General features: G+C 70.2%; 12 protein-coding genes. 5 read left to right on the forward strand and 7 right to left on the reverse strand.

All coding sequences use genetic code 11. The annotated features are described in order from the left end of the window. The first annotated feature begins 10 nt into the window (after positions 1-10). Complete coding sequence (locus AruCF_RS16875; protein ID WP_049074592.1) at positions 11-1024, forward strand: LysR family transcriptional regulator; 1014 nt, start codon at positions 11-13, stop codon at positions 1022-1024. Positions 1025-1061: 37 nt separating this feature from the next. Here AruCF_RS16875 and AruCF_RS16880 read toward each other — a convergent pair whose 3' ends face one another. From AruCF_RS16880 to AruCF_RS16890, 3 genes are all read right to left on the reverse strand, one after another. Next, positions 1062-2249, reverse strand: a complete 1188-nt coding sequence (locus AruCF_RS16880) for an NAD(P)/FAD-dependent oxidoreductase (RefSeq protein ID WP_049074595.1) — start codon at positions 2247-2249, stop codon at positions 1062-1064. A gap of 153 nt (positions 2250-2402) precedes the next feature. Continuing rightward, on the reverse strand, positions 2403-2855 hold the full coding sequence (locus AruCF_RS16885) for a DUF4952 domain-containing protein (protein WP_049074596.1): 453 nt from the start codon (positions 2853-2855) through the stop codon (positions 2403-2405). A 119-nt stretch (positions 2856-2974) separates the two neighbouring features. Further along, on the reverse strand, positions 2975-4012 hold the full coding sequence (locus tag AruCF_RS16890) for a LysR substrate-binding domain-containing protein (protein ID WP_235432673.1): 1038 nt from the start codon (positions 4010-4012) through the stop codon (positions 2975-2977). A gap of 93 nt (positions 4013-4105) precedes the next feature. Here AruCF_RS16890 and cydC point away from each other — a divergent pair, with 93 nt between their 5' ends. Further along, positions 4106-7726, forward strand: coding sequence for a thiol reductant ABC exporter subunit CydC (gene cydC, locus AruCF_RS16895; RefSeq protein WP_049074598.1), 3621 nt, complete (start codon positions 4106-4108; stop codon positions 7724-7726). Here cydC and AruCF_RS16900 read toward each other — a convergent pair. Beyond that, complete coding sequence (locus tag AruCF_RS16900) at positions 7692-10295, reverse strand: penicillin G acylase (RefSeq protein ID WP_049074600.1); 2604 nt, start codon at positions 10293-10295, stop codon at positions 7692-7694. The two genes, cydC and AruCF_RS16900, sit on opposite strands and share 35 nt — an antisense overlap. 150 nt (positions 10296-10445) lie before the next feature. Here AruCF_RS16900 and AruCF_RS16905 point away from each other — a divergent pair, with 150 nt between their 5' ends. From AruCF_RS16905 to chrA, 3 genes are all read left to right on the forward strand, one after another. Beyond that, positions 10446-11414, forward strand: coding sequence for a LysR family transcriptional regulator (locus tag AruCF_RS16905; protein ID WP_049074603.1), 969 nt, complete (start codon positions 10446-10448; stop codon positions 11412-11414). Between the two features lie 113 nt (positions 11415-11527). Continuing rightward, positions 11528-12496, forward strand: a complete 969-nt coding sequence (locus AruCF_RS16910; protein WP_049074606.1) for a chromate resistance protein ChrB domain-containing protein — start codon at positions 11528-11530, stop codon at positions 12494-12496. A gap of 120 nt (positions 12497-12616) precedes the next feature. Beyond that, complete coding sequence (gene chrA / locus AruCF_RS16915; protein ID WP_049074609.1) at positions 12617-14053, forward strand: chromate efflux transporter; 1437 nt, start codon at positions 12617-12619, stop codon at positions 14051-14053. A 60-nt stretch (positions 14054-14113) separates the two neighbouring features. On the opposite strand, the gene AruCF_RS16920 is transcribed toward chrA, so the two are convergent. Genes AruCF_RS16920 through AruCF_RS16930 form a run of 3 tightly spaced genes read right to left on the reverse strand, consistent with a single transcriptional unit; the run spans position 14114 to position 15892 of the window. After that, entirely contained in the window at positions 14114-14503 is a 390-nt protein-coding gene (locus tag AruCF_RS16920) for a PPC domain-containing DNA-binding protein (protein ID WP_049074612.1), read from the reverse strand. A 2-nt stretch (positions 14504-14505) separates the two neighbouring features. Next, complete coding sequence (locus AruCF_RS16925; RefSeq protein ID WP_049074613.1) at positions 14506-15069, reverse strand: PPC domain-containing DNA-binding protein; 564 nt, start codon at positions 15067-15069, stop codon at positions 14506-14508. Positions 15070-15127: 58 nt separating this feature from the next. Continuing rightward, on the reverse strand, positions 15128-15892 hold the full coding sequence (locus tag AruCF_RS16930) for an SDR family NAD(P)-dependent oxidoreductase (protein ID WP_049074614.1): 765 nt from the start codon (positions 15890-15892) through the stop codon (positions 15128-15130). Positions 15893-15946 lie beyond the last annotated feature (54 nt).

Genomic DNA, 15946 nt, shown 5'->3' on the forward strand with positions numbered 1-15946 from the left:
GCGCCGCCCGATGAACCGCCTGCCCCACCGCGACGCGGATGCCTATCCCGAGTGGAGCCTGCTGCTGACCTGGGTCGCGGTGGTACAGGCCGCCTCGGTGTCGGGCGCGGCCCGGTTGCTGGGACTGTCGCAGGCGGCGGTGTCGCAGCGGGTCAAGCAGCTGGAGGCCGCGCTGTCGACCGAACTGCTGGACCGCAGCACCCGTCCGGCGCGTCCAACGCCGGCCGGCGAGCTGCTGTTCGACCATGCCTCGCGCCTCCTGGCCCAGGCCGGCGACATGACCGAAAGCGTGCGCAACCTGAGTCGCGCGCGGCGCAACATCGTGCGCTTCGGCTGCGTCGATTCGTTCGCCGGCACGCTGGGGCCGACGCTGATCCATGGCCTGTCCGGCGCCTCGCGCCAGATCCGGCTGTGGTCCGGCATCACCCCGGTGCTGGACAAACAGCTGGAGGAACGCCAGCTGGACCTGGTCATCAGCACCAGCGCCGCCGCCGATCCTCCCGCCATCCGCAAGCTCGGGCTGTTCAGCGAACCCTACCTGCTGGTGCTGCCACGCGCCACGCCGCCGCCGCAGGCGGGCCAGCTGGCGGAATTGGCCCGCCGCAGCCCGTTCATCCGCTACAGCGCGCGTTCGCACATCGGCGCCGCCATCGACCGGCTGCTGGAATCGCGCGGCATCTTCATCGAGCGCACCTTCGAATTCGACAACACCGATCCGCTGCTCAGCCTGGTGACCGCAGGCCTGGGCTTTGCGATCAGCACGCCGCTGTGCATCTGGCAATCGCGCCATTTCGTCGACCAGCTGCGGGTGCTGCCGCTGGCGTCCTGCCTGGACAAGACCCGCGCCGACGCGCCCGACCTGGCCCGCGCCTTCTACCTCGCGTCGCGGCCACACGAGGCCGGCAAGCTGCCGGCCGAGGCGCGCAACGTGATCCTGATGGCGGTCGAACGACTGATGCAGCACGAGGTGGCGCCCGCGCTGGGCCTGCCAGCGGCCACCCTGTGGCGCAGCCTGCGCCGCTGACGCCGTCGGAGCGACGTGGTCGCGCGCGCCACCGCCATCACGACACCGCGCCGCGCCCATAGCGTCCCGTCAGCAGCGCGCCGCGCTCGAAACGCGACAGCGCATAGGGCGCCAACGACACATCGGGCGCCAGCCCCAGGGCTTCCTGCGCCAGCACCCGTCCCACCGCCGGCGACAGCTTGAAGCCGTGTCCGGAAAATCCGAAGCCGGCCACCAGCCCCTCCACCTGCGCGATGCGCCCCAGCACGGGATTCCAGTCGGGCGTGACGTCGTACACGCCGGTCCATGACGCGGCCAGGCCGGCCTCGGCATAGGCCGGAAAGCGCGCCGCCACCTGCGCGCCGACGTCGGCCACGTAGTCCAGCGGCACGTCGCCCTGCTCGGCCTCCCCCGGCGCCAGCGTTTCGCCCGAAGTGCCTTCGCTAGCCAGCATCTGGTTGCCGCCATAGCTGCGGCAATAGAGCATGCCGGGCGAGGCCAGGTCCTTGAAGACCGGCATGGCATAGGCATAGGGCGCGGCGGCGCACGCCAGCGCCAGCACCGCGTGGCGCTCGGGCGCCAGCGGCATCGCCACCCCGGTCCAGGCGGCCAGCTCGGCGGTCCAGATGTTTTGCGTGCTGACAACCACCGCGCTGGCGTAATCGCCTTCCGACGTGGCCACGCCGGCCACGCGTCCGTTGCGCATCAGCAGGCCGTGCACGGCGACGTTCTCGCGGATCGTCACGCCGCGCCGGCGCGCGGCGCGCGCGAAACTGGTGGCGACCAGATAGGCGTCGGCGAAGCCGGCCTCCGGCTCGAAACCGATCAGCGCGGCGTCGCCGAAGTCGGCGATGGGCAGCAGTTCGCGGGCCTGCGCCGCGTCCAGTTCGTGCACCGGGATGCCCAGCGCGCGCTGCTGCGCCAGCGCATCGGCCAGCGGCGCGCGCTTGTCGTCATCGGCCGCGGCGATCAGGTAGCCGCAGCGGACCAGGCCGCTGGCGGCGTCGTCATCGCCCACATAGGCGGCGAAGTCGTTGAAGGCGCTCCATGAACGCCGCGCCAGTTCCACGTTCTCGCGCACCGAGTAATGGGTGCGCAGGATGCCCGACGATTGCGCCGTGGTGCCGGCGCCGATGGCGGCGCGGTCCAGCACCAGCACATCGCGGGCGCCCAGGGCGGCCAGGTGGAAGGCGACCGAGCTGCCGACCACGCCCGCGCCGATCACGATCACGTCATAACTTTTCATGGCCATGCTCCAGATGGGAATGGCGGCAGTGTGACGCGGGCGCGAGCCGGCGCGCGGTATATCAGCGCGGCGAATATTGAGTAGAAGCGCTAGCGTGGTGGCGACGGAAGGAAAACGACGCCATGGCGCCGTCCAGCGGGCGGCGGCGCGCCCTCAGCTATCCTCGGTGAACCGTTCGACGCGGATGTGGAAGTTGTCGATCCGATCCCACTGCGCCCGCGAGGACACCAGCGTTTCCTCGGAGCCGAAGCCGATCAGGTAGTTGTGCCCGGTACGCGGGTCGCGCCACGAGTGGGGCGGCGCCTCCCAGCCACAGCAGCGGAACCGCAGGGCCTCGATGCCGAAGCGCCGTTGCAGGTAGCGCTCGACCTCGGCCGCCGCGGCGCCGTCCAGCCGGTAGCGCGCCACCAACGGCCTGCCCTGGCCGAACTCCTGGCGGCACCCCTGGTATTCGATGGCGGCCGGCTTGTCGCCCCATGCGGCCAGGAAATCCCCGCAGCCCGGCGTGGGCGCGGCCTGCGCCAGCGCGGCGGCGGGCAACAGCATGATCAGGGGCATGAGCAGCGGCAACAGCAGGAGGCGCGCACGGCGGGCCAGGGACATCATGGGCGCTCCATCATGGCGATGACACCGGCCGATCCATCCGAATTCGTCGCGCCCATCGCTTTCCTTTGTGGTGTCGCCGCGTCGCGGCCATCGGAGTATGGCAGCCGGCGCGCGATCCCTCAAGCCTGCGGTGAACGCCGGCCGCGTCCGACCGGCGGCCGCTCAACCGCGCGCGCCAGGCTCCTCGGCATTCGCCGCCCCACGGGCTGGCGCCAAGACAGCGTCGCGCCACGCCCTTCTTCCGCCAGGAATTCCACCAGCGCCGGCAGCGACGCGTCCATCGGCCGATTGGCGTGGATGCGCATCACGTAGCCCCACGAGCCCGGCATGCGCAGGCCGGGCGTCAGCGCCACCAGCCGGCCGCTGGCCAGTTCCTCGTCGATCAGCGGCGCGCGTCCCAGCGCGATGCCGACGCCGGCCGCGGCGGCCGCCACGACCGTGCTCAGGCCGCTCAGCACCAGCGGATCCTGGCCGGCGCTTTCCGCCAGGCCCAGGCGTGGACGCCAGGTGCGCCAGTCGGTCTCGGGGCTGTCGATGTGCTTTTCCTCGAGCCAGCGATGGCGCGTGAAGACGGCGGGATCGTCGCGCTCGTCGGGAGGGACCAGCGCCGGGCTGCACACCGGCACCACGGTTTCCGTCATCAGCGGAATGTCGCCGGGCGCGGCCAGGTGCGGCCCCAGGGCGCGCACGTGCAGGAACGCCAGGTCGATGTCCTGGGCCTTCCAGGCCGGGTCCTGGCTGGCGTGCAGGAACACCTGGATGTCGATGTCCGGGTGCAATTCGATGAAGCGGCCGATGCGCGGCGCCAGCCACAGCGCCGCCAGCGACGGGTTGGCCGACACGTTCAGGTTGTAGCGCCGCGTGCCGCGCGCGCTGGCCCGCGCGTTGCGGCAGGCGGTCTCCAGCAGGGTCAAGGCCTGTTGTACGGAAGCCAGCAACGCGGCGCCGGCCTCGGTGGTTTCCGCGCGGCGCACCGTGCCGCCCCGGCGCAGCAGGCTCACGCCCAGGTCGGCCTCCAGCGCGCGCAACTGGTGGCTGACGGCGCTCTTGGTGACATTGAGTTCGGCCGCGGCGCGGCTGAGGCTGCCCAGGCGGGCGACCGCCTCGAAGGCGCGCAGCGCCGCCAGCGGCGGCATATGGGTGGGCAGGGTCGGCATGGGTTGAGTTTATCTCAACCCATGATTGAATAACTATCGCTATCGCCAGCGCGCCGGATGCGTGACCATGCAGGCTCTGGAGGGAGCATTGATATGTATTTCGATTCGAGGCTTTGGCAACTGACCGCGGGGCTGCGCGCCGGCATGGCGGTCGGCATTTTCCTCGGCCTGCTGGCATTGGCGGCGGGCATCGCCCGCTATGTGTTCCTGGGCCAGTTGCTGGCAAGGGTGTTCGACGGCGCGCCGTGGCGGGACTGGCTCGCGCCGGCGCTGTGCGCCGGCGCCATGGTGCTGCTGCGCGCCCTGCTCGACCACCTGCGCACGGTGCAGGCCAACCGCTGCTCGGCCCAGGTACAGCAGACGCTGCGCGCGCGGCTCTACGACCGCATCGTGGCATTGGGGCCAGCCTGGTTCGCCAACCAGCGCACCGGCGGCGTGATGCTGACGGTGGTGGACGGCGTCGAGCAACTGCAGACCTTCTTCGGCCAATACCTGCCGCAGGTCGCCATCGCCGCGGCCGCGCCGTTCGCCATCTTCGCCGTCATCGCCTTCTGGGACGTGCCGACCGCGCTGGTGTTCCTGGTGGCGGCGCTGTTCGCGCTGTTCGGGCCGATGGCCGTGCACATGCTCGACCGCCGCGCCAGCCTGGCGCGCACGCGCTCGCTGAACGAGTTCGGCGAGGAATTCCTGGACGCCGTCCAGGGCCTGCCGACGCTCAAGTCGTACGGCCAGGGCAAGACCTTTGGCCAGCGCCTGGCCGCGCGCGCCCGCGCCCTGTCGGACAACACCTTCTGGGTGCTGTCGGTGAGCCTGCTGACGCGCGGCATCAGCGACCTGGGCGTGGCGCTGGGCGCCGCGCTGGCGCTGACGGTCGGCGCCTGGCGCGTGGCCGCCGGCGACATGAGCGTGGAAGCGCTGCTGATCGTGCTGATGGCCGGCACCGAGATCTTCCGCCCGCTGCGCGACCTGCGCTCGGTACTGCACCGGGGCATGCTGGGCCAGTCGGCCGCCGCCAGCATCCACGCGCTGATGGATGCGCAGCCGCTGACCGCCGCCCCCGCCGTGCGGGCGGGCGCCGCCCCCGCGCGGCTCGACCCCACCATCGAATTCGACGCGGTGGCGTTCTCGTATTCGCCGCAGCGCCCGGCGCACCAGGGTCTGTCGTTCCGCGTCGCCGCCGGCGAACGCGTCGGCATCGTCGGCCCCAGCGGCGCCGGCAAGTCCACCATCGTGCGCCTGCTGCTGCGCGAATGCGTGCCGCAGGCCGGCGCCATCCGCGTCGGCGGCCACGACGTCAACCAGCTCGACACGCAGACGCTGCTGGGCCAGATGGCGCTGGTGAGCCAGGACATCACGCTGTTCCACGGCACCATCGACGAGAACCTGCGGCTGGGCCGGCCCGACGCCAGCCACGAACAGGTGCGCGCCGCCGCCCGCGCCGCCAATATCGACGACTTCATCATGGCGCTGCCGCAGGGCTACGCCACCCGCATCGGCGAACGCGGCCTGCAACTGTCGGGCGGCCAGCGCCAGCGCGTGGCGATCGCCCGCGCCCTGCTGCGCGACGCGCCCATCCTGATCCTGGACGAGGCGCTGTCGTCGGTCGACACCGAGAACGAAGCGCTGATCCAGCAGGCGCTGGACCGCCTCATGGCCGGCCGCACCACGCTGATCCTGGCGCACCGCCTGGCCAGCGTGATCGGCGCCGACCGCTGCCTGGTGCTGGACCAGGGCCGCGTGGTCGAGCAAGGCCCGCATGATGCGCTGATGCGCCAGCATGGCCTGTACTACCGCCTGATGCACGAACAGGCCCTGGCCTTGAGCGCGCCGAACACGCCAAACGCGCCGTCCGCCGCCACGGCGCGCGATACCACGCCCGCCGCGCACGCCACTGACGATGAATCCGGCGGCCAGGGCCCGGCGCTGCGCCCGCTGGACGCCGACGCCGAACAGGTCGGCTGGCGCGCCACGCTGGCCACGCTGCTGTCGGTGGTGCAACCGTGGCGCGGCACCCTGATCGCCACCATCCTGCTGGGCGTGGCGCGCGTGGCCGCCTTCATCGGCGTCGGCGTGCTGAGCGCGCTGGTGGTGGCCGCCATCCGCGACGGCCGCGACACGTCGGCCCTGATCATCGGCCTGCTGATCGCCGCGCCGCTGGCCGCGCTGTTCCACTGGCTCGAATCGTGGCTGGCGCACGCCATGGCCTACCAGTTGCTGGCGGACATGCGCGTCAAGCTCTACGACAAGCTGGAGCGGCTGGCGCCCGCCTATCTGCTGCAACGCCGCTCGGGCGACCTGGTGGCGCTGGCGACGCAGGACGTGGAGATGGTCGAGTACTTCTACGCCCACACCATCGCCCCGGCCATCGTCTCGGTGCTGGTGCCGCTGTCGGTGCTGGGCTTCCTGGCCTTCTACAGCTGGCCGGTGGCGCTGGCGCTGCTGCCGTTCCTGGCCTATGCGCTGGTGTCGCCGGTGCGCGGCCGCCGCAAGGTCGACGCGCTCGGCGACCGCGCCCGCCACGCCCTGGGCGAGATGAGCGCGCACACCACCGACACCATCCAGGGCCTGGCCGACCTGACTGCATTCCAGGCCACCGGCCGCCGCCGCGCGGAATTCCTCAAGGTCGCCGACCAGTACCGCGTGCGCCGCCTGGACATCCTGCGCGACCTGTCGCGCCAGACCGCCTGGTTCGAGACCGCCATGGGCCTGGGCGGCCTGGCCGTGGCCGTGGTCGGCGCGCTGCAGGTGTCAGCCGGCGCGCTGTCGGCCAGCATGCTGCCGCTGCTGGTGCTGATCGCGCTGGCCACCTTCCTGCCGGTCTCGGAGATCTCGCAGGTCAGCCGTCAACTGGCCGACACCATCGCCGCCACCCGCCGCCTGCACGTGGTCAACAACGAACCCGAGCCGGTCACCGACGGCCCGCTGCCGCCGCCGGCGGCGCCGCACGGCCTGTCGCTGGCGTTCGACCACGTGTATTTCACCTATCCCGGCAAGAGCCAGGACACGCTGCGCGACCTGAGCTTCACCGTGCCGGCCGGCGCCACCGTGGCCGTGGTCGGCGCCTCGGGCGCGGGCAAGAGCACGGTGGCCAGCCTGCTGCTGCGCTTCTGGGATCCGCGCCAGGGCGCGGTCAAGCTCGACGGCGTGGACGTGCGCCAGCTGCGGCTGGACGGCCTGCGCGAACGCGTCGCGCTGGTGACGCAGGACACCTACCTGTTCAACGACACGCTGGAAGGCAACATCCGCCTGGCGCGCCCCGACGCCAGCCGCGAGGAACTGGCGCGGGCGCTGGAACAGGCCGCGCTCGGCGATTTCGTGCGCAGCCTGCCCGAGGGCCTGGCCACGCGCGTCGGCGAGCGCGGCATGCAGTTGTCGGGCGGCCAGCGCCAGCGCATCTCGATCGCGCGCGCCTTCCTGAAGAACGCGCCGGTGCTGATCCTGGACGAAGCCACCTCGCACCTGGACACCCTGTCGGAGATGCAGGTGCGCGGCGCGCTGGACGTGCTGATGCGGCACCGGACCACGCTGGTGATCGCGCACCGCCTAGCCACCATCCGCGACGCCGACCTGATCCTGGTGCTGGACAACGGCACCCTGGCCGAGGCCGGCACCCACGACCAGTTGCTGCGCAAGCAAGGCGCGTACGCCCGGCTTGCCAGCCACCAGGGCGCGCGCGACCTTACCGCCGGTAGCGCAACGTCTCTTCCGACGTAGCGTTGCGCCGCACCTCGTCCGCCGTGAACCACACCCGCTTGCTGCCGAAGGTGTTGTACAGGTCGAACTGGTCGCGGGTGTGCGGCGACGGGGTCCCGTCCGGGGCGACGAAGCCGCTTTGCCCCGGCGCCACCACGTCCACCGCCCGCACCGACTTGCCGTCGAACACCGTCATGTTGTTCTCGGTGCCGCGGTTCTGCGTGGCCGGGTAGCTCAGCACCGCCTTGGCGTCGGCCTGCGGCACGCCCAGGAAGTTCTTGGGCGCGAACACCATCGGCGGCGCCGGGATCTTCCACGCGGCCGGATCCTGCCCATAGGCCTGGCGCAACGCCGCCAGCGCATCGTCCAGCGCCGCCAGGATGACGTCGTCGGCGCGCGCGCCGTTGAAGAAGTCATAGCGCTGCGGCACGCCGGCCTCGGGGCCGGCCAGGGCGTTGAACAGCACCTTGACGCCGGCGGTCAGGTTGAGCGAACCGGTGGCCGGCGCCTGCGGCGTCGGATAGCCGGTGGCGCTGTACCACTTGAAGAAGTCGGCCGGCATCTCGTCGGCCAGCGTGCGCTTGAGCATGGCGCGCAGCCAGGCGTCCATCACCGCCGGACCGGCGTTGTCGAAATAGCTCGGCTGGCGCTCGCTGGTCGCCATGCCGTCCCACGCCGCCAGCCCCGCCACCAGCCGCGCGCGCGGATCGTCGGCCGGCAGCCCTTGCACCGCGCGCTGCAGGAACGGCAGGAAGTGGCGGCGGTTGACGTCGGCGTAGCTGGTGGTGCGGATCAGGTCCCACATCTGCTGCGCGCTGACCTTGCCGCCGTTGGCGGTCATGGCCTTCAGGCGCGTCTCGATCTCGGCGTAGCGGTCGGCCTGGCCCCAGACGATGGCGAACAGGTCGGTGGACGGGTAGCCGCGCATCGGCTGGTTGTTCCAGTTGGCGATGAAGCCCTGGCGCGGGTTGTAGACCTGCGGATTGGTCGAGAACGGCAGCAGGCCCTGCCAGTCCATCTCGCCCGTGCCCGGCACCGGCAGGCGCGGGTCGTGGCCCGGGCGGCGCCTGGGATAGAAGCCGGTATGGGCGTAGCCGATGTTGCCGCGGTCGTCGGCGTAGTACCAGTTGATGGTCAGCGCGTGGCGCGCCGCCTGCGCCTTCCATTGTTCCCAGTTGGCCGACTGCGTCTTGCGGGTCCAGGCCATCAGCGACTGCAATTCGAAGCCTTCCCAGGCGCGCGCCTTGGCGTAGGCCACGTGCTGCGCGTCGTCGAACTTGACGATCAGGCCGTGCACGCTGCGGTACACGTCCAGCGTCACCGGCGCCGCGTCCTTCACCAGGATCAGGTCGGTGCGTTTTTCCAGCGTCTTCCATTGCCCGTCGTGGAAATAACGGGTGCGGTCGGCCGGATCGAGCTTTTCCGCGAAGATGTCGACGTCATCGCCGAAACCGGCGGTCGAGCCCCAGGCCACGTGCGCATTGTGGCCAAACAGGATGCCGGGATAGGCGAACGGCGTGTTGCCGACCACGTCGAAGCCGGCGCCGTGCAGGCCGATGCCGTAGGTGTAGGCCGGGTTCCACCAGCCGAACTGCGGGCCGTTCAGCAGGATCGAACGGGCGTCCTTGGCATGGTCGCGCCCCACGATCCACATGTTGCTGGTGGTGGGAAAGCCGGCGATGCCCGGCTGGCCCGATTGCGCGTACTGCTCGGCCAGCCGAGCCCGCAGCGTGGCGGGCGCGCCATCGACCACGCCGCGCGTGGCCGGATCGCGCACCACGCGTTCGAGCATCGGCGGCGTGCCGTCGTAGCGCGGCAGCGCGTAGGCCAGCTTGTCCGCGCTTTCAGGCTGGAACACGGCCGGCTGGTAGCTGCCTTCTTCGGGCGGCACCGTGGTCGGCGCGCGGCTGTCGGTCAGCCAGCGCAACTGGTTGAAAATGCGCATGGCCTCGGCGTCGCCGTGCCGGTCCTTCAGCGCCGTCAGCAGCGCCAGGTTGTCGATCTCGCTGTTGGCGTCCGAGAAGCGGTTGGCCATGGTGCCGATGAAAATCATCGCCACGTCGTAGGCGGTCCAGTCGGCCGGCGCGAAGCCCAGGTCGTTGAACTCCTTGGGCATCAACGCGCCGGGCTGGGCCCGCACCCGCGCCAGCCAGGCGTTCATGCCGGCCGCGTAGCCGTCCAGCACCTGGCGGTCCGAGGCCGGCAACGCCGCCAATTGGCGCTGGATGCGCTCGGGCGAGAAATTGGCGCGGATCGACTTGTCGAACCCCACCATCGACGCGCCCAGCACCTCGGCCACCCGGCCCTGGGTGCTGCGGCGCGCCATCTCCATCTGGAACAGGCGGTCCTGCGCCACCGCGTAGCCATAGCCGTAGAAGATGCCGTACACCGTGTCCGCATAGACGTGCGGCATGCCATAGGCATCGCGCCGGATCGTGACCTTGCCGTCGGCGCCCTGCGGCCGCGCCGCGACGGCCTCGGCGGCCTGCCCGGCGGCGGGCGCCACGGGTTGCGCCACGGCCTGCGCCGCCATCGCGGGCAGGCACGAACTGGCCGCCAACAGGGCGGCCGACAACACATGCTGCTTCATTGAATCTGTCTCCGTATCGAATGGGACCGCGCCGCGAGCCGGCCGCGGGCGATGGCAGCGCCTCTGCCGGGCGCCGTCCGCGGACCATGATACGGAGGCCCAATCTATAATTCCAATGCATTTGATTCATATGATTCATGCGGTTGGAACATGGACTTCCAGAAACTCAAGCACCTGCTCGCCGTGGTCGAACACGGCACCTTTTCGCGCGCCGCCGACAAGGTCAACCTGTCGCAACCCGCGCTCAGCCGCAGCATCCAGGCGCTGGAGGCCGAGCTTGGCCTGCCGCTGCTGGACCGCGGCACCCGCCAGGTGCGCCTCACGCCCTACGGCGCCTGCGTCGCGGAACGCGCCCGCCGCATGCGCTACGAAGAAGCCGAGCTGCGGCGCGAGCTCAAGACGCTGGCCGGCGGCGAATCGGGCACCCTGTCTATCGGACTCAGTCCCACCCCCGCCTCGCTGTTGCTGACGCCCTTCCTGGCGCACATGGCCGCTCGCCATCCGCAGGTGCGCGTGGCGGCCGAACTCGGCACCACCGCCACCCTGCTCGATCTGCTGCGCGCCGAACGCATCGACGCCATGGTCTGCGACGCCCGCATGCTGTACGGCGCCGCCGACATCGAGACCCGGCCCCTCGCGCCCCTGCGCGCCGGCATGGTCTGTCGCAAGGATCACCCTATCCTGGCCCACCGCCGCCCCACCATCGATCACATCCGCCAGTACCCCGTCGCCTCCAGCACCCTCAGCCCCGAGGTCGCCCTGCGCCTGGCCGAAACCCTCGGCCCCGCCGGCGCCCCCGAGCAGATGGTCAGCGTGCGCTGCGAAAGCCTGGCTCCGCTGGTCCACCTGGCCCTCGCCACCGACACCCTGCTGCTGGGCGTCATCTGCGTCACCCGCCAGGAGCAGCAGGCCGGCGACCTGGTCGAAGTTCCTCTTCCTGCCGACCCCCAGCGCCAGGGCCACTACGTTCTCGCCCGCCTCGCCGGCCGCAGCCCGCTGAAGGCCCAGGACGCGCTCTACAGCTACACACAGCAGTGCTGGGCGGATTTCGCCAGCTTCCGCCCCAAACAGCCGGCATTGGCGAAAACGGAAACAGCGGCCAGGGGCGCGAGGCCCTAGCGCAAGCGTGCAAGCCCGGCTGGTAGCCGGGCGGCGATGCCGGCGAACGACGCAGTCTTTGTAGCGATCTCTACATCATTGCAGAGATCGCGATCCGGCCATATTCTGCCGTCATGAACGCGCCGCACACCCCTGCCTGGCTTCTCCTCATTGTCAGCCTGCCTACCGACAGCGCCACCGCGCGCATGCGGATCTGGCGAGCCGTCAAAGCCCTGGGCTGCGCCGCGTTGCGGGATGGGGCCTACCTGTTGCCCGCCCATGCCGAGCAGGCCTTCCAGCTTTCCGACCTGGCCGCCGAGGCCCGAGATGAAGGCGGGCAAGCCTGGCTTCTGAAGGTCCAGCCGAAAGATGCCGAGGAATCCGAGGCGTTCGTCTCACGTTTTGACCGAACCCAGGACTACGAAAGCTGGCTGGCCGAACTGTCGGAAAGCCGCGCCACCTTGCCTGCCCTGCAGCCCGCCGAATTGAATCGGCTGGCGCGCCGGCACGAGCGCAGTTTCCAGGCGCTGCGGCGGATGGATTTCTTTCCCAACGAAGCCTCCCTGCGCGCGCAAGCGCAATGGCGTGACTTCGCCCACGCCATCGAGTCCCTCCTGTCGCCCAGCGAACCTCGCGCCGTCGATGCAAGCATTGCGCGCCGCGATCCGACCCGCTACCAAGGGCGCCTATGGGCGACCCGGCGTCATCTCTGGGTCGACCGTGTCGCGTCCGCGTGGCTGATCCAGCGGTTCATCGATCCGGCCGCTCGCTTCCTATGGCTGGAAACGCCCTCCGATTGCCCGCCCGACGCGCTGGGCTTCGATTTCGATGGAGCGACATTCACCCACGTGGGCGATCGGGTCTCCTTTGAGGTCCTGCTCGCCAGTTTTGGGCTGGACGGGAACCGCGGCCTGGCGCGCCTGGGCGCACTGGTGCACGCCCTGGACGTCGGCGGCACGCCGGTGCCGGAAGCGGCCGGGTTCGAAGCCATGCTGGCCGGCGCCCGCAAGCGCATTCAGGATGACGATGATGCCCTGCTGGCCGAAATCGGCGCGGTGCTGGACTCCCTCTATGCCCACTTCGCCACCGGCCACAAGACCTAGCGCGACCGATCGGCGCGGCAGGCTATCTGCCGGAAACCGCCATGAACCGCCTGGCCGATATCCCATAGTCAACGACCCACCGAAAAAACCGGGCAACGAACAGAACAAGCAGGTGAAAAGATGCAAGCCAAAACGGCCGAGCCGCTCGACGCAGGCGATTCCACAAAGCCACGGGTTCCGGCGCACGAGCGTCACGGCGTGTCTTTCCGCGAGGCGTTCTGGGTCTGGTGCCGCGTCGCGGCCCTGAGCTTTGGCGGCCCTGCCGGACAGATCGCGGTGATGCACCGGATTCTCGTCGAGGAAAAGCGCTGGATCAGCGAAACGCGATTCCTGCACGCCCTGAACTACTGCACGCTGCTTCCCGGCCCTGAAGCGCACAAGCTGGCGGTATACATCGGCTGGCTGCTGCACCGCACCCGCGGTGGGTTGGTCGCGGGCATTCTGTTCATCTTTCCGGGCCTGATCGCCCTGGGCGTCCTGAGCTGGATCTATGCGAGCTACGGCGATGTGGGCGTGGTCCAGGCGCTGTTCTTCGGCTTGAAGGCGGCCGTGCTGGCGGTGGTGCTGGAAGCCGTCCAGCGGGTGGGGCGTCGAGCCCTCAAGACGCGGACGATGGTGGGCGTCGCGGGGCTCTCGTTCATTGCCATTTTCTTCCTGGCCGCGCCCTTCCCCCTCATCATCGCCGCCGCCGCGGCGACAGGCCTGGCCGGCAACGCGCTGGGATGGCAGGGCATCAAGGCGGGGGCTGGCCACGGCGCCGCCGCGAAGGACGAAGGACAGACGGCCGCCATCGACGCCGCCTTCGCCATCGAAGTTCCGGAACACGTAAAGCCCTCTCTGGCCCGGGCGATCAAGATCCTCGCCATCAACCTGGTCGCCTGGCTGGCTCCGTTGGCCGTCCTGGTGACGCTGCTGGGAACCGACAACGTCTATACGCGAATCGCCGAGTTCTTCAGCAAGATGGCGGTGGTCACGTTCGGCGGCGCCTATGCGATTCTCTCCTACGTGGCGCAACAGGCGGTCGAGCACTACCACTGGCTCGCGCCCGGGGAAATGCTGGCCGGCCTGGGCATGGCCGAAACCACGCCCGGCCCGTTGATCAGCGTGGTGCAGTTCGTGGGCTTCATGGCCGCCTACCGCCAGCCCGGCGCCCTCGATCCGGCCCTCGCGGGCACGCTGGGAGGGGTGCTCGCCAAATGGACGACGTTCGCCCCCTCCTTCCTGCTGGTCTTCGTTGGCGCCCCGTACATGGAATCGCTGCGCAACAACAAGGCGCTGAGCGCGGCGCTCTCGACCATCACCGCCGCCGTGGTCGGCGTCATCCTGAACCTGGCGATCTGGTTCGCCCTGCACACCTTGTTCGGGCAGGTCGAGGTCAGGCACGCGCATGGCTTCACGCTGCAGATTCCCGTCCTGGCAAGCCTGGACCCGTGGTCCTTGCTGCTGGCCGCCGTCGCCATGTTCATGCTCTTTCGCTTCAAGGCGGGAATGATGGCCACGCTAGGCGTGTGTTGCGTGGCGGGTATCGCCATCCATCTGCTGGGATGGTCGGCATAGCCCGTCCCCCCCCGTCTCGCGGCCAGCAAGACCAATGGCGGCGGCAACCCCGCGCGCAAATCACCCGTCCGGCAGCCACTCCTCCAACGTCACCTCGAACGTCATGCAGACAGGGTTCGCCCCGGGGACGAACACCCCGCCGTGCACCCGCCCCGCCGGGTCCGCCACCACCCCCGACAACGAGGCCACCACCGACCCGTCCGCCTGCGCGCGCACCTCTCCCGCCAGGCTCACGATCTCGACCGCCGGCCCCTCCAGCTGCCGCACCTCCCCGCCCCGCGCATACAGGCAGGCATCCACCAGGCTCCCAAGCGCGCCGCGCACGAAGGCGTTGCGAAACCCCTCCGCCAGGCACAGCTTCTCGACCCCCTGCACCAGATCCTCGTTGGGCCCGATGCGCGCATACGCCACCCGCCCCATGCTTCCGCTTTCGACCTCGGCCGGCATCATCGTCAGATCTCCCGCGGCTGCAGTAGCCACAAATTGGTTTCGGGGTCATAAGTGGCGCGCAGTTCGAAGCCTTCCAGCGCCGTCACCAGTACCGTCACCGGCCCCGCGCCCACGATCGATGTCTGCGGAATCAGGTGCCCGCCCAGCAACGCCCCGCCCTGATCGCAGAACGCCGCGTGACAGTGCACCAGCGGCTCGCCGTTGTCGCCCTTGCCCAGCGTGGCGTTGCCGAAGATCAGGGTGGCCGCGCCCGCCGCGATCGGCGCGGTGTACGCCACCACCCGCAGATGCGCCGGGTCCGGCGGCGCGGTGCAGTAGTCGAGATGGCTGAATTCTCCGCTCAGCAGCGTCATCGAGGCGTTCTCCACGCCCAGCGGCGCCAGGCCATTGACCAGCGCCTCGAACAGACTGGCGCCGGGCTGCAGCGCCAGCCGGACATGACGGCCGCGCCGCGCGCAGCGGCTGTGTATCCGGACCGGGTTGAAGGCTCCCGGGTGTATCAGCGTCCTGGGGCGGGGCAATACCGGTGATCCCCGCAACGAACGATCCACGGTGGTGGTTCGCATGATGTGCACTCCGTGCGCTTGTGGCGCAAGATGGGAATGAAAGCTGAAAACGCGGGCGTCAATGCACCGCCGGCAGCATGCCCGCCGCGGTGAAGCCGCCGTCCACACAGATCACCTGCCCGGTCACGTAGCTGGACTGCGACTCGTCCAGCAGCCAGCCGATAGTGCCGTTCAGTTCCTCCGGCGCCGCGTAGCGATGCTGCGGCACCACCCGGCGCCAGGCCGCGCGCGCCTCGTCGGTGTGCATCTGCCCCACCAGCGGCGTCTCGATCGGCCCCGGCGCCACCGCGTTCACGCGGATGCCGTAGGCGGCCAGCTCCACCGCCATCACCCGGGTCAGCGTCACCACGCCTCCCTTGGAAGCGCCGTACGCCGCGCGGCCCGCGTTGCCGCGGATGCCCGACACGGACGCGATGTTCACGATCGACCCGCGGCCGCGATCGCGCATGCGCCGGGCCGCCTCGCGCGCCACCACGAACGACCCCACCAGGTTCACTTCCAGGATCCGCCGCAGCAACGCCGCGTCGGTCTCCAGGAACGGCACGTCGCGGCCGATACCCGCCGAATTGACCAGCCCGGCGATCGGCCCGAAGTCGGACTCCAGCCTCGCGATCGCCTCGCTCACCTGCGCCTCGTCGGACACATCCATCCGCACGCAGCCCAACCGATCCGCCGGCGCCAGGCCTCGCACCTCGTCCAGCCGTTCCTGCGACACGTCGGCCACCAGCACCCGGCGTCCCGCGCCCAGCAGGCCACGCGCGACGGCCAGGCCAATGCCCGACGCGCCCCCCGTGACCAGCACCGCTTCCTGCGCTCCATCCATGATTCGGTCTCCTCGTTGTGTGCTCGCGATGTGTTCGCGATGTCCGCACCCTCT

Source organism: Achromobacter ruhlandii, from assembly GCF_002082135.1.
In the GTDB taxonomy this organism is placed as follows: domain Bacteria; phylum Pseudomonadota; class Gammaproteobacteria; order Burkholderiales; family Burkholderiaceae_B; genus Achromobacter; species Achromobacter ruhlandii.